Origin of the sequence: Pseudomonas sp. PDM05 (assembly GCF_014851685.1) — a bacterium.
Taxonomy (GTDB): domain Bacteria; phylum Pseudomonadota; class Gammaproteobacteria; order Pseudomonadales; family Pseudomonadaceae; genus Aquipseudomonas.
Genome location: NZ_JACVAC010000001.1, coordinates 779,887 through 805,971, shown reverse-complemented (window position 1 = coordinate 805,971; position 26,085 = coordinate 779,887). Strand labels below are relative to the sequence as shown.

At 60.9% G+C, this 26,085-nt stretch carries 24 protein-coding genes; all 24 read left to right on the top strand.

What is annotated here, in order from left to right:
• Nucleotides 1-13: 13 nt before the first annotated feature.
• The 24 genes from flgG to IB241_RS03695 all read left to right on the top strand — a co-directional run bounded on the left by flgG (nt 14) and on the right by IB241_RS03695 (nt 26,058).
• Nucleotides 14-799, top strand: coding sequence for a flagellar basal-body rod protein FlgG (gene flgG / locus IB241_RS03810; RefSeq protein ID WP_005790105.1), 786 nt, complete (start codon nt 14-16; stop codon nt 797-799).
• 53 nt (nt 800-852) lie between these two features.
• Nucleotides 853-1,548, top strand: coding sequence for a flagellar basal body L-ring protein FlgH (gene flgH / locus IB241_RS03805; RefSeq protein ID WP_192297026.1), 696 nt, complete (start codon nt 853-855; stop codon nt 1,546-1,548).
• Between the two features lie 3 nt (nt 1,549-1,551).
• Nucleotides 1,552-2,664, top strand: a complete 1,113-nt coding sequence (locus IB241_RS03800; RefSeq protein ID WP_370694869.1) for a flagellar basal body P-ring protein FlgI — start codon at nt 1,552-1,554, stop codon at nt 2,662-2,664.
• 4 nt (nt 2,665-2,668) lie between these two features.
• Nucleotides 2,669-3,934: a flagellar assembly peptidoglycan hydrolase FlgJ gene (flgJ, locus tag IB241_RS03795; RefSeq protein WP_192297025.1), complete on the top strand. Its 1,266-nt coding sequence runs from the start codon at nt 2,669-2,671 to the stop codon at nt 3,932-3,934.
• Between the two features lie 10 nt (nt 3,935-3,944).
• A complete protein-coding gene (flgK, locus tag IB241_RS03790) occupies nt 3,945-5,987 on the top strand; it encodes a flagellar hook-associated protein FlgK (RefSeq protein ID WP_192297024.1) in 2,043 nt (680 codons plus the stop codon).
• Nucleotides 5,988-6,001: 14 nt separating this feature from the next.
• On the top strand, nt 6,002-7,627 hold the full coding sequence (locus tag IB241_RS03785) for a flagellar hook-associated protein 3 (RefSeq protein WP_192297023.1): 1,626 nt from the start codon (nt 6,002-6,004) through the stop codon (nt 7,625-7,627).
• A gap of 277 nt (nt 7,628-7,904) precedes the next feature.
• Nucleotides 7,905-8,834, top strand: coding sequence for a ketoacyl-ACP synthase III (locus tag IB241_RS03780; RefSeq protein WP_192297022.1), 930 nt, complete (start codon nt 7,905-7,907; stop codon nt 8,832-8,834).
• A gap of 265 nt (nt 8,835-9,099) precedes the next feature.
• Entirely contained in the window at nt 9,100-10,524 is a 1,425-nt protein-coding gene (locus tag IB241_RS03775) for a flagellin (RefSeq protein WP_192297021.1), read from the top strand.
• A 74-nt stretch (nt 10,525-10,598) separates the two neighbouring features.
• A complete protein-coding gene (locus IB241_RS03770) occupies nt 10,599-10,949 on the top strand; it encodes a flagellar protein FlaG (protein WP_192297020.1) in 351 nt (116 codons plus the stop codon).
• Nucleotides 10,950-11,030: 81 nt separating this feature from the next.
• Nucleotides 11,031-12,434, top strand: a complete 1,404-nt coding sequence (fliD, locus tag IB241_RS03765) for a flagellar filament capping protein FliD (protein ID WP_192297019.1) — start codon at nt 11,031-11,033, stop codon at nt 12,432-12,434.
• A 139-nt stretch (nt 12,435-12,573) separates the two neighbouring features.
• On the top strand, nt 12,574-12,978 hold the full coding sequence (gene fliS / locus IB241_RS03760; RefSeq protein WP_192297018.1) for a flagellar export chaperone FliS: 405 nt from the start codon (nt 12,574-12,576) through the stop codon (nt 12,976-12,978).
• 26 nt (nt 12,979-13,004) lie between these two features.
• Nucleotides 13,005-13,301, top strand: a complete 297-nt coding sequence (locus IB241_RS03755; RefSeq protein ID WP_192297017.1) for a flagellar protein FliT — start codon at nt 13,005-13,007, stop codon at nt 13,299-13,301.
• A 170-nt stretch (nt 13,302-13,471) separates the two neighbouring features.
• On the top strand, nt 13,472-14,944 hold the full coding sequence (locus tag IB241_RS03750) for a sigma-54 dependent transcriptional regulator (RefSeq protein WP_192297016.1): 1,473 nt from the start codon (nt 13,472-13,474) through the stop codon (nt 14,942-14,944).
• 110 nt (nt 14,945-15,054) lie between these two features.
• Nucleotides 15,055-16,245: a sensor histidine kinase gene (locus IB241_RS03745; RefSeq protein ID WP_192297015.1), complete on the top strand. Its 1,191-nt coding sequence runs from the start codon at nt 15,055-15,057 to the stop codon at nt 16,243-16,245.
• Between the two features lie 6 nt (nt 16,246-16,251).
• Nucleotides 16,252-17,628, top strand: a complete 1,377-nt coding sequence (locus IB241_RS03740; protein ID WP_192297014.1) for a sigma-54-dependent transcriptional regulator — start codon at nt 16,252-16,254, stop codon at nt 17,626-17,628.
• 132 nt (nt 17,629-17,760) lie between these two features.
• Nucleotides 17,761-18,090 carry a flagellar hook-basal body complex protein FliE gene (gene fliE, locus IB241_RS03735; RefSeq protein ID WP_192297013.1) on the top strand — a complete coding sequence of 110 codons (330 nt, stop codon included), beginning with the start codon at nt 17,761-17,763 and terminating at the stop codon, nt 18,088-18,090.
• 16 nt (nt 18,091-18,106) lie between these two features.
• Nucleotides 18,107-19,888, top strand: a complete 1,782-nt coding sequence (fliF, locus tag IB241_RS03730; RefSeq protein WP_192297012.1) for a flagellar basal-body MS-ring/collar protein FliF — start codon at nt 18,107-18,109, stop codon at nt 19,886-19,888.
• On the top strand, nt 19,881-20,900 hold the full coding sequence (fliG, locus tag IB241_RS03725) for a flagellar motor switch protein FliG (protein WP_017735208.1): 1,020 nt from the start codon (nt 19,881-19,883) through the stop codon (nt 20,898-20,900). Before fliF ends, fliG begins: the two co-directional genes overlap by 8 nt.
• A gap of 10 nt (nt 20,901-20,910) precedes the next feature.
• Nucleotides 20,911-21,675, top strand: a complete 765-nt coding sequence (gene fliH, locus IB241_RS03720) for a flagellar assembly protein FliH (protein WP_192297011.1) — start codon at nt 20,911-20,913, stop codon at nt 21,673-21,675.
• Nucleotides 21,665-23,023: a flagellar protein export ATPase FliI gene (gene fliI, locus IB241_RS03715; protein WP_192297010.1), complete on the top strand. Its 1,359-nt coding sequence runs from the start codon at nt 21,665-21,667 to the stop codon at nt 23,021-23,023. The genes fliH and fliI overlap by 11 nt, the downstream gene beginning before the upstream one ends.
• 3 nt (nt 23,024-23,026) lie before the next feature.
• Nucleotides 23,027-23,476, top strand: coding sequence for a flagellar export protein FliJ (fliJ, locus tag IB241_RS03710; RefSeq protein WP_192297009.1), 450 nt, complete (start codon nt 23,027-23,029; stop codon nt 23,474-23,476).
• A gap of 183 nt (nt 23,477-23,659) precedes the next feature.
• Entirely contained in the window at nt 23,660-23,965 is a 306-nt protein-coding gene (locus IB241_RS03705) for an STAS domain-containing protein (RefSeq protein WP_192297008.1), read from the top strand.
• The gene (locus IB241_RS03700) at nt 23,962-25,680 is read left to right on the top strand and encodes a fused response regulator/phosphatase (RefSeq protein WP_192297007.1); all 1,719 of its coding nucleotides are present in this window, start codon (nt 23,962-23,964) and stop codon (nt 25,678-25,680) included. Before IB241_RS03705 ends, IB241_RS03700 begins: the two co-directional genes overlap by 4 nt.
• Nucleotides 25,681-25,710: 30 nt before the next feature.
• Nucleotides 25,711-26,058 (top strand): Hpt domain-containing protein, encoded by a 348-nt coding sequence (locus tag IB241_RS03695; RefSeq protein ID WP_192297006.1) that lies wholly within the window; start codon nt 25,711-25,713, stop codon nt 26,056-26,058.
• Nucleotides 26,059-26,085 lie beyond the last annotated feature (27 nt).

Below are 26,085 nucleotides of genomic sequence, written 5' to 3'. Positions count from 1 at the left end.
AGAGGAGAACAGCATGCTTCCGGCTCTATGGGTTGCCAAAACCGGTCTGTCCGCCCAGGACACCAACCTGACCACCATCTCCAACAACCTGGCGAACGTGTCGACCACGGGTTTCAAGCGTGACCGCGCCGAGTTCCAGGACCTGCTCTACCAGATCAAGAAGCAGCCGGGCGCCCAGTCGACCCAGGACAGCGAACTGCCATCGGGCCTGCAACTGGGTACCGGTGTGCAGATCGTCGGCACGCAGAAGAACTTCAGTGCCGGTAACCTGCAACAGACCGGCCAGCCGCTGGACATGGCGATCAACGGCCGTGGTTTCTTCCAGATCCTGCAACCGGATGGCACTACCTCCTACACCCGCGACGGTACTTTCCACCTGGATTCCAACGGCCAGATCGTGACCGCCAACGGTTTCGCCCTGGAGCCTGCGGTTGTCGTGCCAGCAGATGCCAAGACCTTCACCGTCGGCAACGACGGCACCGTGTCGATCACCGTAGCCGGCAACCCGGCGTCGCAAGTGATCGGCAACCTGCAAACCGCCGACTTCATCAACCCGGCCGGTCTGCAAGCCATGGGCAACAACCTGTTCCTCGAAACCGCCTCCAGCGGCGCGCCGCAAATCGGCACCCCTGGCCTGAACGGTTTCGGCACCACGCTGCAAAGCACCCTGGAAACCTCCAACGTGAGCACGGTTGAGGAGATGGTCAACATGATCACCACCCAGCGCGCCTACGAGATGAACTCCAAGGTGATTTCCACCGCCGACCAGATGCTCTCGTTTGTCACGCAGAATCTGTAATCAAGTCTATGGGGCGCTCTTGAGGGCGCCTGCAACACCGTGAGGTAAGGGTCATGAATCGCTACGTTTCTGTTCTGGCATTGAGTGGGATCACCGTGCTCGCGGGCTGTGTCGCCCCAACGCCAAAACCCAATGACCCGTACTACGCGCCGGTGTTGCCACGCACGCCGCTGCCGGCGGCGGCCAACAATGGCTCGATCTACCAGGCCGGTTTCGAACAGAACCTGTACAGCGACCGCAAGGCGTTCCGGGTCGGTGACATCATCACCATCACCCTGAACGAGAAGACCCAGGCCAGCAAGAATGCCAACTCCCAGGTGGGCAAGACCAGCAAGACCGGTATCGGCCTGACCTCGTTGTTTGGCGCCGTGCCGAACACCAACAACCCGCTGGGCGATGGCGACCTGAGCCTGAGCGCCGGCTACAGCGGTGATCGCGCCACCAACGGCAAGAGTTCGGCGGGGCAGGGCAACAGCCTGACCGGTTCGATCACCGTCACCGTGGCCGATGTGCTGCCCAACGGCATCATCGCCGTACGCGGTGAAAAGTGGATGACCCTCAACACCGGTGACGAGCTGGTGCGCATTGCCGGCATGGTCCGTGCCGATGACATCTCCACCGACAACACTGTGCCGTCCACACGGATTGCCGATGCACGCATTACCTACTCGGGTACGGGTTCGTTTGCGGATGCAAGTCAGCCGGGCTGGTTCGACCGTTTCTTCCTTAGCCCGCTGTTCCCTTTCTAGGTGATGACTTTGAACCTCAAACAGCTGATGGCAGCGGCACTCTTGCTGTCCCTGAGCGCCGTCGCCCAGGCCGAGCGCCTGAAAGACATCGCGAGCATCTCCGGCGTGCGTTCCAACCAGTTGATCGGTTACGGCCTGGTGGTGGGGCTCAACGGTACGGGTGACCAGACCACCCAGACCCCGTTCACCTTGCAGACCTTCAATAACATGCTCTCGCAGTTCGGCATCAAGGTGCCGGCGGGTTCGGGCAACGTGCAACTGAAAAACGTCGCGGCCGTGTCGATCAGTGCCGACCTGCCGGCGTTCTCCAAGCCTGGTCAGGTGGTGGACATCACCGTGTCGTCCATCGGTAACTCGAAAAGCCTGCGTGGCGGCACCCTGTTGATGACGCCGCTCAAAGGTATCGACGGCAACGTCTACGCCATTGCCCAGGGCAACCTGGTGGTGGGCGGGTTTGACGCCGAAGGTCGCGACGGTTCGAAGATCACCGTCAACGTGCCGTCGGCCGGGCGGATTCCTGGCGGCGCCACGGTGGAACGCACCGTGCCGAGCGGCTTCAACCAGGGCAATAGCCTGACCCTGAACCTCAACCGTTCCGACTTCACCACCGCCAAGCGTGTGGTCGACAAGATCAACGACATGCTCGGCCCTGGCGTGGCCCAGGCCATCGACGGCGGCTCGATCCGCGTGACCGCGCCGCTGGACCCAAGCCAGCGGGTGGACTACCTGTCGATCCTGGAAAACCTTGAAGTCGACCCGGGCCAGGCGGTGGCCAAAGTCATCATCAACTCGCGCACCGGCACCATCGTGATCGGCCAGAACGTCAAGGTTTCGCCGGCGGCGGTGACCCACGGCAGCCTGACCGTGACCATCACCGAAGACCCGATCGTCAGCCAGCCTGGGCCGTTGTCCAACGGCCAGACGGCAGTGGTGCCGCGCTCGCGTGTCAACGCTCAGCAAGAAGCCAAGCCGATGTTCAAATTCGGCCCCGGCACCACCCTGGATGAGATTGTCCGTGCGGTGAACCAGGTGGGCGCAGCGCCCGGCGACTTGATGGCGATCCTTGAAGCATTGAAACAGGCCGGCGCCTTGCAAGCCGACCTGATCGTGATCTGAGGCCATGGCCATGGATATGCGCAAGAGCGGGATCAGCAGCACGGCGGACTCGGGGTCTTATTCCGACTTGGGCAGGCTTAACCAGCTCAAGGTCGGCGCCGACAAGAACAGCGAAGGCAACATGCGCAAGGTGGCGCAGGAGTTTGAGTCGTTGTTCGTCAGCGAAATGCTCAAGTCCATGCGTTCGGCCACCGAGGCGTTGGGCAAGGACAACCCGATGAACACGCCGGCGGCCAAGCAGTATCAGGAAATGTACGACCAGCAGTTGGCGGTGTCGATGTCCCGCGAAGGCGGTGGTATCGGCCTGGCCGATGTGCTGATGCGCCAGATGCAGAAGAACAAGCCGGTGGACGCCCAGGCGGCTACCTTGCAGGGCCCGGCGGCGGCAGAGCCGGTGAAGAAGGTCGATGTGCCGACGGAAATTGGCGCCGGTACCCAGGCCGACGGTGCGCTCGGTCGCTCCAATGGCCAGCGTCCATTGTGGGCCTATCGCGTCGCGGTGCCCGAAGGCACTGCCAGCGCTCACGTCAACGATATGGAGTTGATGAACCAGCGCCGCATCGCCTTGCCGAGCAAACTCACCGACCGCCTGCTGGCCGGCATCGTGCCCAGCACCGACACCACGGTCGCCAAGGCGGCACCGCTGCGTAACAGCGCTGCCGATGACAATGTGGTCAACAGCACCACGCGCAGCTTTGCCGTGCCCAGCGATCGCATGCAGATCTACAGCCGCGCCATCGCCCAGCCGCCGCTGGCGCCAGCGAAAAAAGCCTTCAGTTCCCAGGATGAGTTCGTCGCCACCATGTTGCCGATGGCCAAGGCCGCCGCTGCGCGGATTGGCGTCGATCCGAAGTACCTGGTGGCCCAGGCCGCCCTGGAAACCGGCTGGGGCAAATCGGTAATGCGTGCCGAAGACGGCAGCAGCAGCCACAACCTGTTTGGCATCAAGGCCGGCCAGAGCTGGCAGGGCGGTCAGGCCCGTGCGATCACCAGCGAGTTCCGCGATGGCGCGATGGTCAAGGAAACGGCGCAGTTCCGTTCCTACGCCTCGTACCAGGACAGCTTCCACGACCTCGTGACCTTGCTGCAAAGCAATGATCGCTATAAAGAAGTTGTGAAATCGGCCGATAACCCCGAACAGTTTGTACGCGAGTTGCAAAAAGCCGGTTACGCAACCGACCCGGCCTATGCCAGCAAGATTTCGCAGATCGCCAAAACGATGAACAGTTACCAGAATTACGCTGCCGCTGGCGCAACCACACATTTATAAGGTCTGAACCATGAGTTTGCTCAGTATCGGGATGTCAGGGCTCAATGCCGCTCAAGGATCGTTGTCGGTCTTGAGTAATAACATTGCCAACGCCAATACCTCGGGCTATTCGCGTCAGCAGACTACCCAGAGCGCCAACGCGTCCAACCCTTACGGCGGCGTGTTCATCGGCAGCGGCACCACCCTGGCCGACGTGCGCCGGGTGTATAACGAATACCTCGACGCGGCCTACCAGAACAGCACCTCGCTCAACAGCGATGCCAAGGCCTACCTGGACCAGGTAAGTGCGGTCGACAAGACCCTGTCGGACAAGACCACCGGCATGTCCGCTGTGCTCAGTTCGTTCTTCGCCGCGGTGCAGACGGCTTCGGCGAACCCGAGCGATGCGTCGGCGCGCCAGATCCTGCTGACCAATGCGCAGACCCTGACCAACCGTTTCAACGCGATTTCCACCCAGTTGAGCACGCAGAAAGAGACCATCAACGGTCAGTTGACTTCCATGAGCGATCAGGTCAACCAGCTGACCTCGTCGATTGCGTCCCTCAACAAACAGATCAACCAGGTTCAGGGTTCGAGCAACGTTACCCCGGCCAACCTGCTGGACGCGCGTGCCGAAGCCGTGCGCTCGCTCAATGAGCTGATCGGCGTGACCGCCAGCGAGAAGAACGGCGTGTTCAGCGTCAGCACCGGCACTGGCCAATCGCTGGTGATGGGCGACCAGTCCAACACTATCTCCGCCGTGCCGAGCGACAGCGATGCAAGCCAATACACGATCCAGTTGAACATGGCCGGCAACACCAAGGTCGACCTGGGCAACGTGATCAGTGGTGGCAGCATCGGCGGCCTGCTGCGGTATCGCAGCGACGTGTTGACGCCGGCCATCAATGACCTGGGCCGCATCGCCACGGTGACGTCCGACGTGATCAACAGCCAGTTGGGCCAGGGCCTGGACCTCAACGGCGAGTTCGGTGCCGCGATGTTCAAGGACATCAACAGTGTCGCCTCGATTGCCCAGCGCAGTGTCGCATCGGCGTCCAACACCGGCGACGGTGGCCTGAACGTGACGATCAAGGACAGCAGCAAGCTGACCAACTTCGATTACAAGGTGACCTTCACCGCAGCCGACAAGTACAGCGTGGTGCGTTCCGATGGCAAGGCCATGGGTAACTTCACCCTGGACCCGACCCAGCCGGCGCCGGTGATCGACGGTTTCGCCTTGACCCTCAAGACCGGCACCATGCAGCCGGGCGACAGCTTCAAGGTCAGCCCGACCGCCAACGGCGCCAAGGAAATCGGCACGGTCCTTACCGACCCGAGCAAGATTGCCTTTGCCGCGCCATTGTCCGGCGAGGGCAGCAAGACCAACCAGGGCACCGGCACCTTCACGCCGCCAACCCTGACGGTGCCTCTGGACATCGCCGGCGGTGCCGCGACCGCGCAGTTGCAAGTGGGTATCGAGCACTCGATGCCAGTGAAAATGGTCTTTGGCAAACCGGCGGCCGATGGCACCCAGAGCTACACGATCAATAACGCCCAGGGCGATCCGATCGGCTCCGGCAGCATCGTCCCGGGGCAGGCCAACAAGATCACCATCAACGTGCCGATGCGCGCTGCGGATGGCACGCTGGTGAGCCCGGCCAAGAGCTTCAGCTTCGACACCACGGTAGGCGGCTCGCCGACCGACGGTGACAGCACCTCGTTTTCGTTCAATGCCACGGGCGTTTCCGACAACCGCAACGCCCAGAAACTGCTGGACCTGCAGACCAAGGCGACCGTCGGTACAGCCGCTGATGGCAGCGGTGGCACCAGCCTGGTGGGGGCCAACAGCAAGCTGGTGTCCACCGTCGGCGCCAAGGCGGCCGCGGCCACCACCGACACCACCGCGACCAACGCGCTGCTGACGGCCAACAAAAATGCGCGCAACTCGGTGTCCCAGGTCAACCTGGATGAAGAGGCGGGCGACATGATCAAGTTTCAGCAGTACTACACCGCGTCGTCGCAGATCATCAAGGCCGCGCAAGAAACCTTCAGCACGCTGATCAATAGTCTTTAAGGGAGCCTGGGACGATGCGCATTTCGACACAGCAGTATTTCGACACCAGCGCGACTCGCTATACGGATAACTATTCCAGCGTGGTCAAGGCGCAGCAGCAGGCGAGTTCAGGCGTGCGTGTGCAGACCGCCGCCGATGATCCGGTTGCCGCGCAGCGTTTGCTGATGCTGCAACAACAGAAAGACATGCTGGCGCAGTACAGCGGCAACATCACCAATATCCAGAGTTCGCTGACCAACCAAGAAAGCGTGCTGGATGCGATCAACACCACCCTCCAGGCGGCCAGCCAGTTGGCCTTGAAGGCCGGTGGCGTGACCAGCGATGCGGACCGCAAATCCATTTCCGTTGAAGTGGGTGCTCTTGAGGATCAGTTGCTGGGCTTGCTCAACAGCAAGGACGCGGCGGGCAAATACCTGTTCTCCGGCTCCAAGACCGACACGCCGCCGTATTCGCGCAACAATGATGGTACTTACAACTATCAGGGCGACGAAAATGAGCTGAGCCTGCAAGTGTCCGAGACGCTGACCGTACGCACCGGCGATACGGGCAAGACGATCCTGGAAGGCGCGGTCAACAACAGCCGCACGAAGTCCACGTACACCACGCCTGCACCCGTGCCGCCCGCGACCACTCCGTCGCAAGTGGACGATCACAAGGTCGCCATTTCGGCGGGCCTGGTGACGTCGGGTATTGAATACAACAAGTCGTACGCCGACGGCCAGCCTTACAAGCTGACCTTCACCAGCAGCACCCAGTATGTGGTGACGGATAAAGGCGGCAACGACATTACCTCGCAGCTTCCGGGCAACGGGACGTTCGACTCTACCAAGGAGGGCAGTGCCAGCGTCAACCTGCGTGGGGTCAAGTTCGACATCAGTGTCGACCTGACCGACAAGGCCACCGGGCCGGATGCCGATGCGATGGTCAAGGGGCGTGAGTTCACGCTCTCGGCCAAGCCGGACACGTTCAACGTCGCCCGCACCGCGAGTAACACGTCGCCGACGCAACTGACCAATGCCACGGTCAGTAGCCCGGCCAAGTACGCCAGCACCTTCCCGGCCAACAGTGGCGTGCTGATCAAGTTCAGCGATACCGATCCGAACGCCTACGAGGTGTTTTCGCAGCCCTACACCCCCAACAGCAAGGCGATTGATTCGGGTGTCATCGATGCGACCGCCACGCCGAGCCCGACGATCACGGCGGCGGGCGTTACGTTCAGCCTGAGCGGTGCGCCGAACGTCGGCGATCAGTTTTCGGTCGGTGCCAGTACCCACAAAACCCAGAGCGCCCTCGATACCTTGAGTCAGCTGCGCATTGCTCTGGAGCAACCGGCGGATGGAATTCCCGGTGCACGGGTCAAGCTGCAGGACGCCTTGAACGCTGCCGTCAGTAACCTGACCAGCTCAACCGACCAGGTGGATAACGTGCGTGGTTCCATCGGTGCGCGGCAGAATGCGCTGAATGTGCAGTCCAGCGAAAACACCAGTGTCGGCCTGGCCAATACCAGCACTATGAGTGCCCTGGCCAACGTCGATATGGGTGAGGCCGCGATCAACCTGACCTTGCAGCAAACCATGCTCGAAGCCTCGCAGCTGGCATTTGTGAAAGTCTCGCAGTTGAGCCTGTTCAACAAGATGTAAACGGCGTCATCCCCAGCGGCCCAGCCTGGAAACAGGCTGGGCCGTTGTCGTTTACGCGGTTTAATTGTTTGAAGGTTTTGCATAAACCACACAGAATTGAGTGACCTGTGAGTCATAAAGCGCATCTTCACTGTATCGTGTGAAAAGGATAAGTCGTCTCAGAGTCCTTGCGCAGCGGCTTTCAGCGAGTTTTTTGCGGGGTTGCCCCCTTTATTGTCAGCACCCGGCGAGGCGACTCGCGGGGTGATCTCCAGCTATTTAGTATTGGGAAGCCACAATGATTGGCATAAAAAGCATCGCCAGTTACGTGCCGGCCGACGGGATCGATAACTACGCCCAGGGTGCCAAATTCGCCAAGGATGAAGAGTTCATCATTGGCAAGATCGGTTCGGCGTTCCTGCCGCGCAAGGAAGCCGCGCAGGAAACCTCCGATCTGTGTGTCGAGGCGGTCAACGCTTTGTTTGCCAATAACCCCGATTTGAAGCGTGAGTCCATCGACGCGCTGATCGTCGTCACCCAGAACGGTGATGAAGAGGGTTTGCCCCACACGGCCGCCATCGTCCAGGACAAGCTCGGCTTGCCGACTCACGTCGCGGCGTTCGATATTTCCCTGGGCTGCTCCGGCTACGTCTACGGCATCTACGCGATGAAGGGCTTCATGGAAGCCACTGGCCTGAAAAACGGCCTGCTGATCACCGCCGACCCGTATTCGAAGATCGTTGATCCGGAAGACCGCAACACCACCATGCTGTTCGGTGACGCTGCCACCGCGACCTGGATGGGCGAAGACGCGTCCTGGCTGCTGGGCAAGTCCAAGTTCGGCACCGACGGTTCCGGCGCGCCGCACCTGAAGGTCAGCGACGGTGTGTTCTTCATGAACGGTCGCCAGGTGTTCAACTTTGCCCTGCTTAAAGTGCCTGCGCATCTGCACGAGCTGCTCAATGAGTCGGATCTGCAAGCGGACGACATCGATGCGTTCTGCATCCACCAGGGCAGTGCGGCGATTGTCGATGCCGTGGCGCGTCGGTTTGAAGATGCGCCGGTGGACAAGTTCATCAAGGACATGGTCGAGACCGGCAACACCGTGTCGTCGAGCATTCCATTGCTGCTGGAAAAGCACGTGATGGATGCGACCTGGAAGCGCGTGGCCATCAGCGGTTTTGGAGTGGGCCTGTCGTGGGGTTCGGCGATTCTGCATCGTCCGTGAGCCTTTAACGCGTAGCACAAAAAAACGCCGATGATCGAAAGATCATCGGCGTTTTTTATTTGGCGCCAGAAAAGCCAATGAATTCGGGGTTTTTTGCCTGCGTAAGCCCTTGAATTGCAAGGGGTGGCACGTCGCCAGCAAAAAAATCAAAAAAAATCCTCAAGCAACTGCCCAGCACGACGATAACTATTACGTAGGTTCTCAGGCCACACCCGGCGGTTGCCAGGGCCGGAAGCCGCAGTATCCATCCAACGAGGATTTCGTCATGGCTTTAACAGTAAACACCAACATTGCTTCGATCACTACTCAGGGCAACCTGAACAAAGCCGGCGGCGCCCTGGCCACCTCCATGCAGCGCCTGTCTTCCGGCCTGCGTATCAACAGCGCTAAAGACGACGCTGCAGGCCTGCAGATCGCTAACCGCCTGACCAGCCAAATCAACGGCCTGGGCCAAGCAGTAAAAAACGTGAACGATGGTATCTCCATCGCTCAGACCGCTGAAGGCGCGATGCAGGCTTCGACCGACATCCTGCAAAAAATGCGTACCCTGGCTCTGTCCTCCGCTACCGGTTCCCTGAGCGCTGACGACCGTAAGTCGAACAACGACGAATACCAGGCTCTGACTTCGGAACTGACCCGTATCTCGCAAACCACTACTTTCGGTGGCCAGAAGCTGCTGGACGGTTCGTACGGTACCAAAGCCATCCAGGTTGGCGCCAACGCTAACGAAACCATCAACCTGAGCCTGGAAAACGTTGCAGCCAACAACATTGGTTCGCAGCAGATCAAAACCAAGGCCATCGTACCTAGCGCCACTGGCCTGGCTGGCGGCGCCATCACTGTTACCGGCAACGGTCAGACCAAAACCGTAAACTACGCTGCAGGCGCTTCGGCTAAAGACATCGCTGCGGGCCTGAACGGTTCGATCGGTGGCCTGACCGCTACCGCCAGCACTGAAGTCAAACTGGATGTAGGCGCTGCCACTCCGTCGAACTTCAAACTGGCTGTAGGTAGCGGTAATGCTGTTGATTTCGTCGGCGTGAAGGACCTGGCCGGCCTGGCTGACCAGCTGAAATCGAACGCTGCCAAACTGGGCATCAGCGTTAACTACGACGAATCCAACAAAACCCTGTCGGTTAAGTCGGATTCCGGCGAAAACCTGTCGTTCTCGGGTGCTGATGCCAACGCCCAGACCAACATCCTGGTTGGCGCTAAAGACGGCGCTGGCGCATTCGCCACCCCGGCTGCTCTGGGTGCTGCTGCAATCGTTGTGACCGGTGAGGTTTCCCTGGATTCGGCTAAAGGCTACTCCCTGAGCGACGCTGGTACTGGTGTATCGGACTTGTTCGCGGCTGCTACCGTTTCGTCGACCAAGACCACCATCTCTAACACCGACGTGACCGACTCTACCAACGCTCAAAACGCGCTGGCTGTTATCGACAAGGCCATCGGCACCATCGACGGCGTTCGTTCGGGCCTGGGTGCTACTCAGAACCGTCTGACTACCACTGCAGACAACCTGCAGAACATTCAGAAGAACTCCACCGCTGCACGTTCCACCGTTCAGGACGTCGACTTCGCTTCCGAAACCGCCGAACTGACCAAGCAACAAACCCTGCAGTCGGCTTCCACCGCGATCCTGTCGCAGGCTAACCAGCTGCCATCCGCTGTACTGAAGCTGCTTCAGTAATCCCAGCGCTTGGTAACTAACGGAAGGGTGCGTCTACGTGCCCTTCCGTTTTTTCGGTTTAGAGGAGATTGGACATGGACATGAGTGTAAAGCTGAACCAGTCTTATCCGCCGGTTGCACCCCTAAGCGCATCTGCCCAGGTAGTGACTGATAAAGCCGTTCCAAAAGCCCAGGAAGCCGCCGCCACAGCAAAACAGCCTGAGCGTGCCGACCTGGAACAAGCAGTAACCGATATTCGAGAATTCGTTCAAGCTGCCCAGCGCAGCCTGGATTTTTCCATTGATGACTCCACCCATCGCGTGGTGGTCAAGGTCATCGCCACCGACAGTGGTGAAGTGATTCGCCAGATTCCGTCGGAAACGGCATTGAAACTGGCACAGAGCCTTTCCAGCGCCAGCAGCTTGTTGTTCGACGACAAGGCCTGAGCTGGCATGAAACTTGTTGTTGTCAGGTCTTGAGGCGCAATAAGTCAAGATAACGGCAGCCACCGAACAGGAGATACGAAGATGGCGGGTTCAACGGTAAGTGGTATCGGTTCCAATATCGATACGCAGGCGATCGTGACGTCCTTGGTGAACGCCGAAAAGGTGCCCAAGCAGACGCAGATCAATACCGCATCAGCGAAAGCGACCACCACGCTGTCTTCGATCGGCAAGATTCAAGCGGCGCTGGACGCGTTTCGTGGTGCGCTCGACACGATGGCCAAGGACAGCAGCTTTACCGGCCTGACCGGTTCGTCCTCGGATGAAAAAGTCGCGACCATGACCTCCAGCAATACCGCCTCGACAGGTAGCTTCCGACTGATCGTCAACCAATTGGCCCAGGCGTCGAAGCTGTCGAGTGCCAATTTTTCCGGTGGTACTTCTTCGGTGGTGAATGCCACCAACAAGTCGACGACGCTGACGATTACCCAGTCCAGCAAAAACTATGACTTGAATATCCCGGCCGGTGCGACCTTGCAGCAGGTGCGGGATTCGATCAACACCCAGTTTGGTACGTCGGGATTGAGCGCCAACATCCAGACCGACTCCAATGGTTCCCGGTTGATCCTGACGTCGACCAAGATGGGTACGGGCTCTGACCTGACGCTTTCGGGTGATTCGGGATTGGATGTCGGGGCTAGTGTCGTTGATGAGCCCAAGGATGCGTTGTACAGCATCGATGGTGTTTCTTCGGTGTCCAAGACCAACAACATTGAAGGGGCACTCAGTGGTGTGAACATCAAGCTGGTGTCGGTTTCGGCGCTCAAGACGGCAGGTGATGTCAGTGATAACCCGGTGAGAAACGCCACGCTGATCACGGTGAGCACCAACACCACGGCGCTCAAGTCCGGGGTCAAGGGTTTCATTGATACCTATAACGCCTTGATCACTGCGATGAACGCCGAAACCAAGGTCACCAAGAACCTGGACGGTAGCACCACGGCGGCAACGCTGACGGGCGACTCGACCATGCGCTCCCTGCAGAGCGCGATTCGCAACGAGTTCAACACGCTGTCGGGCACAGGGGCGTTGAAGTCCCTGGCACAATTTGGCGTGAGCACCAGTTCGACCACTGGCCTGCTGACGATCGATGACAAGAAGTGGGATGCAGCGGTTAAAACCAACGCGGCTGACATCAACAGCATGTTCTCCGGCAAGGACGGCATGCTGGCGCGGATGAAAAGCGCCACCGACGATTTCGCCAAGGCCAGCACCGGCATCCTGGCGACGCGTTCGACCTCCTTGTCGGACACGCTCAAGGACCTGACCAAGGAGCAGTCCACCCTGGACGAGCGCATGACCTTGCTCACCAACAGCCTGTCGGCCAAATACAACGCCATGGACACCCTGGTCGCCCAATTGCGCCAGCAAAGCACCAGTGTCATGACCACGCTCAATGCGCTGAACAACGTAAAGACCAATAGTTGATCCCGCGTCATAAAAAAAGGCCAGGCGACCTGCCTGGCCTTTTTTATCGAGAGACGACTGGCGCTAAAGCTTTTTGCGAGCCAGTCGACATATTGGTTACTCAACCACTTTCCGCTGTCGCCCGTCACGAGGTAGAAACATGAATCCCATGAGAGCCCTTCGCCAATACCAGAAGGTCAATTCCCATGCTCAGATCTCCGAAGCCAGCCCTCATCGTCTGGTGCAGATGCTGATGGAAGGTGGGCTCGACCGCATGGCCCAGGCCAAAGGCGCGTTGGCACGTGGTGACATCGCGGCAAAGGGTTTGATGCTCGGCAAGGCCATCGACATCGTGATCGGCCTGCGTGATGGGCTCGACGCCCAGAAAAGTGACAACCCGGCTTACGTCCAGCAGTTGGAAAGCCTGTACGCCTACATGACCAACCGTCTGATGGAAGCGAACCTGCATAACGATGCGGACATGATCGACGAAGTCGCCCGTTTGCTGATTACCGTAAAAGAAGGCTGGGATGCTATTGGCGCGCCGCAGGCCGCCGCTGAATAAGGCCTGAGGGCCTTGAGGATCACGTCATGAGCCATGCACTGCAACGCATTGATGAAACTCGCGAGGCGCTGATGGGCGCGCTGGCGGAGCGCAATTGGGACGCCATTGGCGAGCTCGATCTGGGTTGCCGCAGTGTGATCGATGAGGCGCTCAGCGAAGCGCCGGAAGACGAGAGCATGTTGCGCGAAAAACTCGAAAGTCTGCTGGCGGTATATCAGCAGTTGCTGGAAGTGACGACGGGCGAAAGACAGGCGATTTTTGAAGAGATGTCGCAGATCAACCAAGCTAAAAATGCGTCAAAGGTTTACCATCTGTTCGGCTGAATAGCGTCAGTTGGTCCGAACGGTGCGTCATATATTTGACTGTGCCAGCATTTTTGACTTAACTAGTGCTGTTTTCAGATTTCAGACGTCTAGTAAGGTACAAAATCGTACAAGCGTCTTGATTGCCCTCATTCTTGGGCAGGAAGTTTTACTAGGGAAGTTGCTATTGCATGTGGCGTGAAACCAAAATTCTGCTGATTGATGACGATAGCGTCCGCCGCCGCGATTTAGCGGTGATTTTGAATTTTCTTGGCGAAGAAAATCTGCCCTGCGGCAGCCATGACTGGCAGCAGGCGGTCAGCTCATTGTCATCGAGCCGTGAAGTCATTTGTGTGCTGATCGGGACGGTAAACGCTCCTGGCGCTGTTTTGGGCTTGTTAAAGACACTGTCCACCTGGGATGAGTTCCTTCCAGTTTTGCTAATTGGCGAAATTTCTCCCGTCGACCTGCCCGAAGACCAGCGTCGCCGGGTACTTTCCTCCCTGGAAATGCCGCCCAGCTACAGCAAATTGCTTGATTCCCTGCACCGCGCCCAGGTCTATCGCGAGATGTACGACCAGGCCCGCGAGCGCGGTCGCCACCGTGAACCCAACCTGTTCCGCAGCCTGGTCGGCACCAGCCGTGCGATCCAGCACGTGCGCCAGATGATGCAGCAAGTGGCCGATACCGACGCCAGCGTGCTGATCCTCGGCGAGTCGGGCACTGGCAAGGAAGTGGTGGCGCGCAACCTGCACTACCACTCCAAGCGTCGTGACGGGCCCTTTGTGCCGGTCAACTGCGGGGCGATCCCGGCAGAGCTGCTCGAAAGCGAATTGTTCGGCCACGAGAAGGGCGCCTTTACCGGGGCGATCACCAGCCGTGCCGGGCGTTTCGAGCTGGCCAACGGCGGCACCCTGTTCCTCGATGAAATCGGCGACATGCCGCTGCCGATGCAGGTCAAGCTGCTGCGCGTGTTGCAGGAGCGCACCTTCGAGCGCGTGGGCAGCAACAAGACCCAGAGCGTCGATGTGCGCATCATCGCGGCGACCCACAAGAACCTCGAAAGCATGATCGAGGTCGGCAGCTTCCGCGAAGACCTGTACTACCGCCTCAACGTCTTCCCGATCGAGATGGCCCCGCTGCGCGAGCGCGTCGAAGACATCCCGCTGCTGATGAACGAACTGATCTCGCGCATGGAGCACGAAAAGCGCGGCTCGATCCGGTTCAACTCCGCGGCGATCATGTCCCTGTGCCGCCACGGCTGGCCGGGCAACGTGCGGGAGCTGGCCAACCTGGTCGAGCGCATGGCGATCATGCATCCCTACGGTGTGATCGGCGTGGTCGAGTTGCCGAAGAAATTCCGCTACGTCGACGACGAAGACGAGCAACTCGACAGCCTGCGCAGCGACATGGAAGAGCGTGTAGCCATCAACGGCCATACCCCGGACTTCGGTTCCACCGCCATGCTGCCGCCGGAAGGCCTCGACCTGAAGGATTACCTCGGCAACCTGGAACAAGGCCTGATCCAACAGGCCCTGGACGACGCCAACGGCATCGTCGCCCGCGCCGCCGAGCGCTTGCGTATCCGCCGTACCACCCTGGTGGAGAAGATGCGCAAGTACGGCATGAGCCGTCGAGAAGGTGATGAACAGGCGGATGATTGACGCCTGTTTTCCAAGCCGCTGATTAATCAGCGGTTTTTTTTCGGCACAAGTATTGCTACAGCCCTCGCAACGTTCCGTTTAACTGACGGTCAGCCAAGCGAGAGAGCATGATGCCCCACGCCGCCCAACTATCTTCGGTGCCTGACGCCGAGCAGCTCAGTCGCAATGGCCTGGAACAGGCCTTTTCGCTGTTCAATCAGATGTCCAGCCAACTGACGGACTCCTACAGCCTGCTTGAAGCCCGGGTGTCCGAGCTCAAGGGCGAGCTGGAAGTGGTCAGCGCCCAGCGCATGCAAGAGCTGGCCGAAAAAGAGCGCCTGGCCAACCGTCTGCAAAACCTGTTGTCGCTGTTGCCTGGTGGCGTGATCGTCATCGACGAAGACGGCCGCGTGCGCGAGGCCAACCCGGCCGCCTGCGACCTGCTCGGCCTGCCACTGGAAGGCGAGCTGTGGCGCCACGTCATCACCCGCTGTTTCGCCCCGCGTGAAGACGATGGCCATGAAATCTCCCTGAAAGACGGGCGCCGCCTGTCCATCGCCACCCGCTCCCTGGATGCCGAGCCCGGCCAGTTGGTGCTGCTCAACGACCTGACCGAAACCCGTCACCTGCAAGACCAGTTGGCGCGGCATGAGCGTTTGTCGTCGCTAGGGCGGATGGTCGCTTCTTTGGCGCATCAGATCCGTACGCCCCTGTCGGCCGCGTTGATCTACGCCAGTCATTTGACTGATGAGCAATTGCCACCACAGACCCAGCAGCGGTTTGCCGGGCGTCTCAAGGAGCGCCTGCACGAGTTGGAACACCAAGTGCGCGACATGCTGGTGTTCGCCCGTGGCGAGTTGCCGCTCACCGACCGCATCACCCCGGCCGAGCTGATGCGTGCCCTGCAAGCGGCTGCGAGTACCCATATCCAGGACGTCCAGGTGCGCTGGCAGTGCGACAGCCACCTCGGCGAACTGCTGTGCAATCGCGACACCCTGGTCGGCGCGCTGCTCAACCTGATCGAAAACGCCACCCAGGCCAGCGCCCCCGGCGCACGCCTGAAGATTCACCTGTACTGCCGCGAACAAACCCTGCGCCTGTGCATCAGCGACAGTGGCAGCGGCATCGACCCGCAGGTACTGCGGCGCCTGGGCGAACCCTTTTTCACCACCAAGACCAACGGAACGGGCCTCGGCCTGACCGTGGTCAAGGCCGTGGCACGCGCCCATCAGGGAGAATTGCAGCTGCGTTCCCGTGTGGGGCGTGGCACCTGTGCATTGATGACCTTGCCGCTGTTTTCAGGCGTGGCAAGCACGGAGTAAACGAACATGGCAATCAAGGTTTTATTGGTAGAAGACGACCGCGCCCTGCGTGAAGCACTGGCTGACACGCTGCTGTTGGCGGGCCATGACTATCGGGCGGTCGGCTCGGCCGAGGAAGCCTTGGAGGCGGTAGAGCAGGAGTCCTTCAGCTTGGTGGTCAGCGACGTCAACATGCCTGGCATGGATGGTCACCAATTGCTCGGCCTGCTGCGCGCGCGCCAGCCACAGCTGCCAGTGTTGCTGATGACCGCCCACGGCGCGGTAGAGCGCGCGGTGGATGCCATGCGTCAGGGGGCGGCAGACTATCTGGTCAAGCCTTTTGAGCCGAAGGCCTTGATCGACCTGGTCGCGCGCCATGCCCTTGGGATGATCTCGGCCAGCGACGGCGAAGGCCCGATTGCCTTCGAGCCGGCCAGCGCCCAGTTGCTGGAACTGGCGGCCCGTGTCGCGCGCAGCGATTCCACAGTGCTGATCTCCGGCGAGTCCGGCACCGGCAAGGAAGTGCTGGCGCGCTACATCCACCAGCAATCCAGACGCGCCAGCCAGCCGTTCATTGCGATCAACTGCGCGGCGATCCCGGACAACATGCTTGAAGCCACCCTGTTCGGCCACGAAAAAGGCTCATTTACCGGCGCCATCGCGGCCCAGGCCGGCAAGTTCGAACAGGCCGACGGCGGCACCATCCTGCTCGATGAAATCTCCGAAATGCCCCTGGGTCTGCAAGCCAAATTGCTGCGGGTGCTACAGGAGCGCGAGGTGGAGCGGGTCGGCGCGCGCAAGCCGATCCAATTGGATATTCGCGTGGTCGCCACCACCAACCGCGACCTGGCGGGTGAAGTGGCGGCGGGGCGCTTCCGTGAAGACCTGTTCTACCGGCTCTCGGTGTTCCCCCTGGCCTGGCGCCCGCTGCGTGAACGCCCGGCCGACATCGTGCCGCTGGCTGAGCGCCTGCTGAATAACCACGTCAAAAAAATGAAGCACGCCCAGGCGCGCTTGTCGGCCGAGGCCCAGGCCTGCCTGATCGCCTACCCGTGGCCCGGCAACGTGCGCGAGTTGGATAACGCGATCCAGCGCGCGCTGATCCTGCAACAGGGCGGCCTGATCCAACCCCAGGATTTCTGCCTGGCCATGGGCAGCGGTGCCGCGCCACTGCCGACCTTGGCGCCCGCGCCAGTGGTGGCCGAGGCCGAGTCTGCCGGAGCGTTGGGCGACGACCTGCGCCGCCGCGAATTTCAGATGATCATCGACACCCTGCGCGCCGAGCGCGGCCGGCGCAAAGAGGCTGCCGAACGCCTGGGCATCAGCCCGCGCACCCTGCGCTACAAGCTGGCGCAAATGCGCGATGCGGGGATGGATGTGGAAGCTTATCTGTTTGCCACCTAGTCGGTATTAAGACCGACAAGGTTTGTCGCCTTTTCTTACGAATCGATACAGAGCTGGCACCCTTGTTGCTACTTCCCTTGGTAATTGCGGCGTAGTGTCAAAAAAAATGCGGGTTGTCGGAGAGAGAAGGTCATGAGCCAGGGTATTGAGTTCAATCGGTTGATGTTGGATATGCGCTCCATGCAAATGGATGCCATGGCTCAACCGAAATCCGTCGCGCCAGCGCCGGAATTGGGCCAAAGCAGTTTCGCCGACATGCTCGGTTCGGCAATCAATAAAGTCAGTGACACCCAACAAGCGTCCAACCAATTGGCGAGCGCGTTCGAAATCGGCAAAAGCGGCGTGGACCTCACCGATGTGATGGTCGCCTCGCAAAAAGCCAGCGTGTCGTTCCAGGCGTTGACCCAGGTGCGTAACAAGCTGGTTCAGGCTTATCAAGACATCATGCAGATGCCGGTTTAAGGACGAGATTTAAGTCATGGCAGAAGCAGTCGTGGACAACGCACCCGCCAAGGCAGACGGCAAACCGCCGCTGTTTGGCCTGTCGTTCCTGGAAAACCTCTCCGAAATGACCATGCTGCGTCAGGTAGGCCTGATGGTCGGCCTGGCTGCCAGCGTGGCGATTGGTTTTGCCGTGGTGCTGTGGTCGCAGCAACCGGATTACCGGCCGTTGTACGGCAGCCTGGCGGGCATGGACTCCAAGCAGATCATGGAAACCCTCGCCGCCGCCGACATCGCCTACACCGTCGAGCCCAATTCCGGCGCCTTGCTGGTCAAGGCCGACGACGTGGCCCGTGCGCGCATGAAGCTCGCCGCTGCCGGCGTGACGCCGTCCGACGCCAACATCGGTTTTGAAATTCTCGACAAAGACCAGGGCCTGGGCACTTCCCAGTTCATGGAAGCCACCCGCTACCGTCGTGGCCTGGAAGGCGAGCTGGCCCGCACCATCTCCAGCCTGAACAACGTCAAGGGCGCCCGCGTGCACTTGGCCATCCCGAAGAGCTCGGTGTTTGTACGTGACGAACGCAAGCCAAGCGCCTCGGTCCTGGTGGAGCTGTTCTCCGGCCGCTCCCTGGAGCCTGGCCAGGTGCTGGCGATCATCAACCTGGTGGCCACCAGCGTTCCCGAGCTGAGCAAGTCGCAAATCACCGTGGTCGACCAGAAGGGCAACCTGCTGTCGGACATGGCCGAAAACTCGGCACTGACCCAGGCAGGCAAGCAGTTCGACTACAGCCGCCGCATGGAAAGCATGCTCACCCAGCGTGTGCACAACATCCTGCAACCTGTGCTGGGCAACGACCGCTACAAGGCTGAAGTGTCAGCCGATGTGGACTTCAGTGCCGTCGAGTCGACTTCCGAACAATTCAACCCGGACCAGCCGGCGCTGCGCAGCGAGCAGTCCACCAGCGAACAACGCACCGCCAGCAGTGGCCCGCAAGGTGTGCCGGGTGCCCTGAGCAACCAGCCACCAACCCCGGCCTCGGCCCCGCAAACCACCGGCGGCGCCGCAGCCACCGCAGGCGCCATCGCCCCGGGCCAACCGCTGTTGGACGCCAACGGCCAGCAGATCATGGACCCGGCCACCGGCCAGCCAATGCTCGCACCGTACCCGGCGGACAAGCGTAACCAGTCCACCAAGAACTTCGAGCTCGACCGTTCCATCAGCCACACCAAGCAACAGCAGGGCCGCGTCAATCGCCTGTCGGTGTCGGTGGTGGTCGATGACCAGGTCAAGGTCAATGCCGCTGACGGCACCATTACCCGTGCCCCATGGGGCGCCGATGAATTGGCGCGTTTCACCCGCCTGGTGCAGGACGCGGTCGGTTTTGACGCAAGCCGTGGCGACAGCGTCAGCGTGATCAACATGCCGTTCTCCGCCGAGCGTGGCGAAGTGATTGCCGAAGCGGCGTTCTATACGCAGCCGTGGTTCTGGGACATCGTCAAGCAAGTGTTGGGTGTGTTGTTCATCCTGGTACTGGTGTTCGGCGTGCTGCGCCCGGTGCTCAACAACATCACCGGCAATGGCAGCAAGAAACAACTGGCGGCCTTTGGTGGCGGCGACGTGGAGTTGGGTGGCATGGGCGGCCTGGATGGCGAACTGGCCAACGACCGCGTCAGCCTCGGCGGCCCGCAAAGCATCCTGTTGCCAAGCCCGAGCGAAGGTTACGACGCTCAGCTGAACGCAATCAAAAGTCTGGTAGCAGAAGACCCGGGTCGTGTGGCCCAGGTCGTGAAAGAGTGGATCAACGCAGATGAGTGATAATCGAGCCGCTGTTGCCAAACTGACCAAGGTCGACAAAGCCGCCGTGCTGCTGCTGTCCCTCGGTGAAACCGACGCCGCCCAAGTGCTGCGCCACATGGGCCCCAAAGAGGTCCAGCGGGTTGGCGTGGCCATGGCGCAGATGCGCAATGTGCACCGCGAGCAAGTCGAGCAGGTGATGAGCGAGTTCGTCGAGATCGTCGGCGACCAGACCAGCCTGGGCGTCGGCTCCGACAGCTACATCCGCAAGATGCTCACCTCGGCCTTGGGCGAAGACAAGGCCAACGGCCTGATCGATCGCATCCTGCTGGGTGGCAACACCAGTGGTCTCGACAGCCTCAAGTGGATGGAACCGCGCGCCGTCGCCGACGTGATCCGCTTCGAGCACCCGCAGATCCAGGCCATCGTCGTCGCGTATCTCGACCCGGACCAGGCCGGTGAAGTGCTTGGCCACTTCGACCATAAAGTGCGCCTGGACATCATCCTGCGCGTGTCGTCGCTGAACACTGTGCAGCCGGCGGCCTTGAAAGAATTGAACACCATCCTGGAGAAGCAGTTCTCCGGCAACTCCAACGCCGCGCGCACCACCCTGGGTGGTATCAAGCGTGCCGCCGACATCATGAACTTCCTCGACAGCTCGGTCGAAGGCCAGTTGATGGACTCGATCCGCGAGATCGACGACACCCTGTCCGGCCAGATCGAAGACCTCATGTTCGTGTTCAACAACCTCTCCGATGTCGACGACCGTGGCATCCAGGCGTTGCTGCGCGAAGTCTCCTCCGACGTGCTGGTGCTGGCCCTCAAGGGCTCGGACGAAGGCGTCAAAGAGAAGATCTTCAAGAACATGTCCAAGCGTGCCTCCGAACTGTTGCGCGACGACCTCGAAGCCAAGGGCCCGGTGCGCGTCAGCGACGTGGAAACCGCACAGAAAGAAATCCTCACCATTGCCCGCCGTATGGCCGAAGCCGGAGAAATCGTTCTCGGCGGGAAGGGCGGCGAAGAAATGATCTAAGGCGCCCCTGATGTCGAACAAAGATGAGGCACCCAGCGATCTGATTCGCGCACGGGATGTCGGCGGGTTCGACATCTGGTCGCTGCCCAGCTTCGATCCGCATGTGCCGCAACCCGAGCCCGAGCCGGAACCCGAAGTGCCGGCGGAAATGGAAGAAGTGCCGCTGGAGGAAGTCCAGCCACTGACCCTCGAAGAGTTGGAAAGCATCCGCCAGGAAGCCTACAACGAAGGCTTTGCCGCCGGGGAAAAGGACGGCTTTCGCGCCACCACGCTCAAGGTGCGCCAGGAGGCCGAGGCTGCGCTGGCCGTCAAGCTTTCCAGCCTGGAGCGCTTGATGGTCGGGTTGTTCGACCCGATTGCCGAGCAGGATTCGCAGATCGAAAAAACCATGGTCGGCCTGGTGGAGCACATTGCGCGCCAGGTGATCCAGCGCGAACTGGTGCTCGACTCCAGCCAAATCGAAAGCGTCATGCGCGAAGCTCTCAAGCTGCTGCCTCTGGGCGTCGGCAATGTGCGTCTGTACATCAACCCGCAGGATTTCGAGCAGGTCAAAGCCCTGCGCGAGCGCCATGAGGAAACCTGGCGCATCGTTGAAGATGCGGCGTTGCAGCCCGGTGGCTGCCGGGTCGAGACCGAGCACAGCCGCATCGACGCCACCGTGGAGACGCGCGTCAGCCAGATCATGGCCAAGCTGCTCGATCAAGCCCACGAGCAGGTGCTCAACCCCGCCGAACCCGACCTGAGCGTTGACCTGGACGCCCCCGATGCGCCTTGATCGCACCAGCTTCGCCAAGCGCCTGAGTGGTTACACCGAGGCCACCGAGTTGCCCGGCCAACCGATCCTCGAAGGGCGCCTGTTGCGCATGGTCGGCCTGACCCTCGAAGCCGAAGGCCTGCGTGCCGCCATGGGCAGTCGCTGCCTGGTGATCAACGACGACAGCTACCACCCGGTGCAGGTTGAAGCCGAGGTGATGGGCTTTTCCGGCAGCAAGATTTTCCTGATGCCCGTTGGCAGCCTGGCCGGTATTGCCCCCGGCGCCCGCGTGGTGCCCCTGGCCGACACCGGCCGCCTGCCGATGGGCATCAGCATGCTCGGCCGCGTACTCGACGGCGCCGGTCGTGCGCTGGACGGCAAGGGTGGCATGAAGGCCGAAGACTGGGTGCCGATGGACGGCCCGACGATCAACCCGCTCAAGCGCAACCCGATCAGCCAGCCGCTGGACGTGGGCATTCGCAGCATCAACGGATTATTGACGGTCGGGCGCGGCCAGCGTCTGGGCCTGTTTGCCGGTACGGGTGTGGGTAAATCGGTATTGCTGGGCATGATGACCCGGTTTACCGAGGCCGACATCATCGTGGTCGGGCTGATCGGCGAGCGGGGGCGCGAGGTGAAGGAGTTCATCGAGCACAGCCTTGGCGAAGAAGGCCTCAAGCGTTCGGTGGTGGTCGCCTCCCCGGCGGACGATGCGCCGTTGATGCGTTTGCGCGCCGCGATGTATTGCACGCGCATCGCCGAATATTTTCGCGACAAGGGCAAGAACGTCCTGTTGCTGATGGACTCGCTTACCCGTTTCGCCCAGGCCCAGCGGGAAATCGCCCTGGCCATCGGCGAGCCGCCGGCGACCAAGGGCTATCCGCCGTCGGTGTTCGCCAAGCTGCCGAAACTGGTGGAGCGTGCCGGTAATGCCGAGGCCGGTGGCGGCTCGATCACTGCGTTTTATACGGTGTTGTCCGAAGGCGATGACCAGCAGGACCCCATCGCCGACTCGGCGCGGGGCGTGCTTGACGGCCACATCGTGCTGTCGCGGCGCCTGGCGGAGGAGGGGCACTACCCGGCCATCGACATCGAAGCGTCCATCAGCCGGGTGATGCCATCGGTGGTCACGCCGCAGCATATGGCCCGCGCACAACAGTTCAAGCAGTTGTGGTCGCGTTATCAGCAGAGCCGCGACTTGATCAGCGTCGGTGCCTATGTGGCCGGTGGCGACCGTGACACCGATCTGGCGATTGCCCTGCAACCGCAGCTGGTGACCTACCTGCGCCAGGGTCTCAACGACAAGATCAGCATGGGTGAAAGCGAAGCGCACCTGGGCTCGATCTTCGCCCCGGCGCCAGGCGGCTAAGCCATGGCCAGTACGCGCTCTTCACGCCTGGCGCCGGTGGTGGACATGGCCGAAAAGGCCGAAAAAACCGCCGTGCAACGTCTGGGCTATTTCCAGGGCCAGGTGCGCCTGGCGGAAAGCAAGCTGGGCGACCTGGAGCGCTTTCGCAGCGAGTACCAGCAGCAGTGGATCGAGCGCGGGACCCAAGGTGTGTCGGGCCAGTGGTTGATGGGCTACCAGGGCTTCCTCAACCAGCTGGAGACCGCCGTCGACCAGCAGCGCCAAAGCCTGCTCTGGCACCAGAACAACTTCGAAAAGGCCCGCGACAGCTGGCAGCAGGCCTATGCGCGGGTCGAGGGCTTGCGCAAATTGGTGCAGCGCTATATCGACGAAGCGCGGGCGCTGGAAGACAAGCGCGAGCAAAAGCTGCTGGATGAACTCTCCCAGCGCCTGCCCCGCCCGTCGCAATACTGAATGTGGATGAGGGCTTGTGTGGGAGCGGGCTTGCTCGCGAATGCGGTGTATCAGTTGGAAAATTCATTGACTGATCCAGCGCATTCGCGAGCAAGCCCGCTCCCACATTTGAACTGCTGTGTTGCTGCTATTCACTTCAGCTGCTAAACCTTTGTCTACCGCCTATGACAAGGAAGCAGTCACATGTCAGTCGAGTCCGAAGTATCCCTGGATGGGAAGAAGTTGACGATCGCGATCCGAGGTCGTTTCGATTTTGGCAGCCACCAAGTGTTTCGTGATGCCTATGAGCGTTTCTACAAGGTGCCCGAGCTGTACGTCGTGGACCTCAAGGAAACCACCTACATGGACAGCTCGGCCCTGGGCATGCTCCTGCTGCTGCGCGATCATGCCGGCGGTGACAACTCGGAAGTGCAGGTGGTCAACAGCAACTCCGATGTGCGCAAGATCCTCGCCATCTCCAACTTCGACAAACTGTTCGACATCAGTTGAGCGGCCTGGCCCCCGTGCTGGAGCCGTTGACGGTGCTGATTGCCGAAGACAGCGCCGCCGACGTGCTGTTGTTGTCGACCATCGTCAAGCGCCAGGGGCACCGCGTGCTCACGGCCAGCAACGGCCTCGATGCCGTGCAGGTGTTTGCCCGCGAACGCCCGCAACTGGTGTTGATGGACGCGCTGATGCCAGTGATGGACGGTTTTGAAGCCGCGCGCCAGATCAAGCAACTGGCCGGTGAGGCGCTGGTGCCGATCATCTTCCTGACCTCCCTGCGCGAGAGCGCGGCCCTGGCCCAGTGCCTGGATGCCGGCGGTGATGACTTCCTGGCCAAGCCCTACAACCAACTGATCCTGGCGGCGAAGATCAACGCCATGGACCGCCTGCGCCGTTTGCAGGCCACGGTACTGCAGCAACGCGACCTGATCGCCAGGCACCACGACTACCTGGTGCACGAGCAGCGGGTGGCCAAGGCGGTGTTCGACAAAGTCGCACATTCGGGCTGTATCAACGCCGCGCCGAATATCCGCTACCTGCAATCGCCCTATGCGTTGTTCAACGGTGACCTGCTGCTGGCCGCGTATACGCCGTCGGGCGATATGCATGTGCTGCTCGGCGACTTTACCGGCCACGGCCTGCCGGCGGCGGTCGGCGCCATGCCCCTGGCGGAGGTGTTCTACGGCATGACCGCCAAGGGCTACGGCTTGGCCCAGATCCTGCGGGAAATGAACGTCAAGCTTAAACGCATCCTGCCGGTGGACATGTTCTGTTGCGCCACCCTGTTGTGCCTGAGCGCCCAGCGGCGTGCGGTGGAGGTGTGGAACGGTGGCATGCCCGAAGGTTATGTACATGAAGTCGCCAGCGGCAAGCGTACGGCGCTGGAGCCGCGGCATTTGCCGTTGGGCGTGTTGTCGGCCGAGGCGTTTGACGACAGCACCGAAGTCTGGCCGATGGCCCTGGGTGACCGGGTGTTTTTGCTCTCCGATGGCGTACTCGACACGGCTGACACCGCTGATCAGCTGTTTGGCGTCGAACGTTTACATCAGGTATTCGCCGCCAATCGCGAGCCCGACCGGCTGTTTGAAGAGATCGAGCAGGCCTTGGCCGCGTTTCGCGGTGAGGCGCGCGACGATGTGAGCATGGTGGAAATTACCCTGCAAGATGGGCCATCCCTGCGTGCGACGGGGCCGCTGTATACCGATAGTGGCCAGTCGTGCCCGCTGGATTGGTCGGTGAGTTTCGAGTTCCGCGCCGAAACCCTCAAGCGTTACAACCCCTTGCCCTACCTGTTGCAGCTGCTGCTGGAGGTCCATGGCCTGCGCGAGCAGAGCGGGGCGCTGTACAGCGTGATGGCCGAGTTGTACTCCAACGCCCTGGAGCATGGCGTGCTGGGCCTGGACTCGCGTCTCAAGCGCGACGTGCACGGTTTTGCCGACTACTACCGCCAGCGCAACGAGCGGCTGGCGCAGCTCAGTAGTGGCTATGTGCGCGTGCATGTGCAGGTGGTGCCGACGCTAGGCGGCGGGCAGCTGTCCTTGCGCATCGAAGACAGTGGCGCCGGGTTTGACGTGGATCAAGTGTTGGCGCGGCCCCTGGACGTTGATCGGCTGTCCGGTCGCGGCTTGAATCTGGTCCGTCAATTGAGCGGCGATGTGCGCTGGTCCGATGGCGGGCGCAGTGTCTGCGTGGAGTTTTCATGGCCGGCTCAGGCATAATCCGCCGATTCTTGATCAAGGAGCGAACAAGTGGCTGAGATTCATCTGGACCCCGACGTGCTGTCGGGTTTGCAGGAAGTCATGGAGGGCGAGTACCCCAGGCTGTTGGATACCTTCCTCGATGATTCGCAAAAACGCGTCGAAGCCTTGCGCAAGGCGCGCGATGACGCCAAGGCGCTGGGGCGTATCGCCCATAGCTTCAAGGGCAGCAGCGGCAACCTCGGTGCGGTGCGGTTGGCGCAGTTGTGCCAGCGGCTGGAGGCTGAGTCTGCGCAAGCGCCTGGCGCTGACCTGGGGGTTCTGGTGGATCAGATTGATCATGAGTTTGCCTTGGTGCGCCCGCTGTACGAATCGGAGCGCCAGCGCTTCCAGCTCTGATGTGCTGATAGAGATATGAAGATCCAA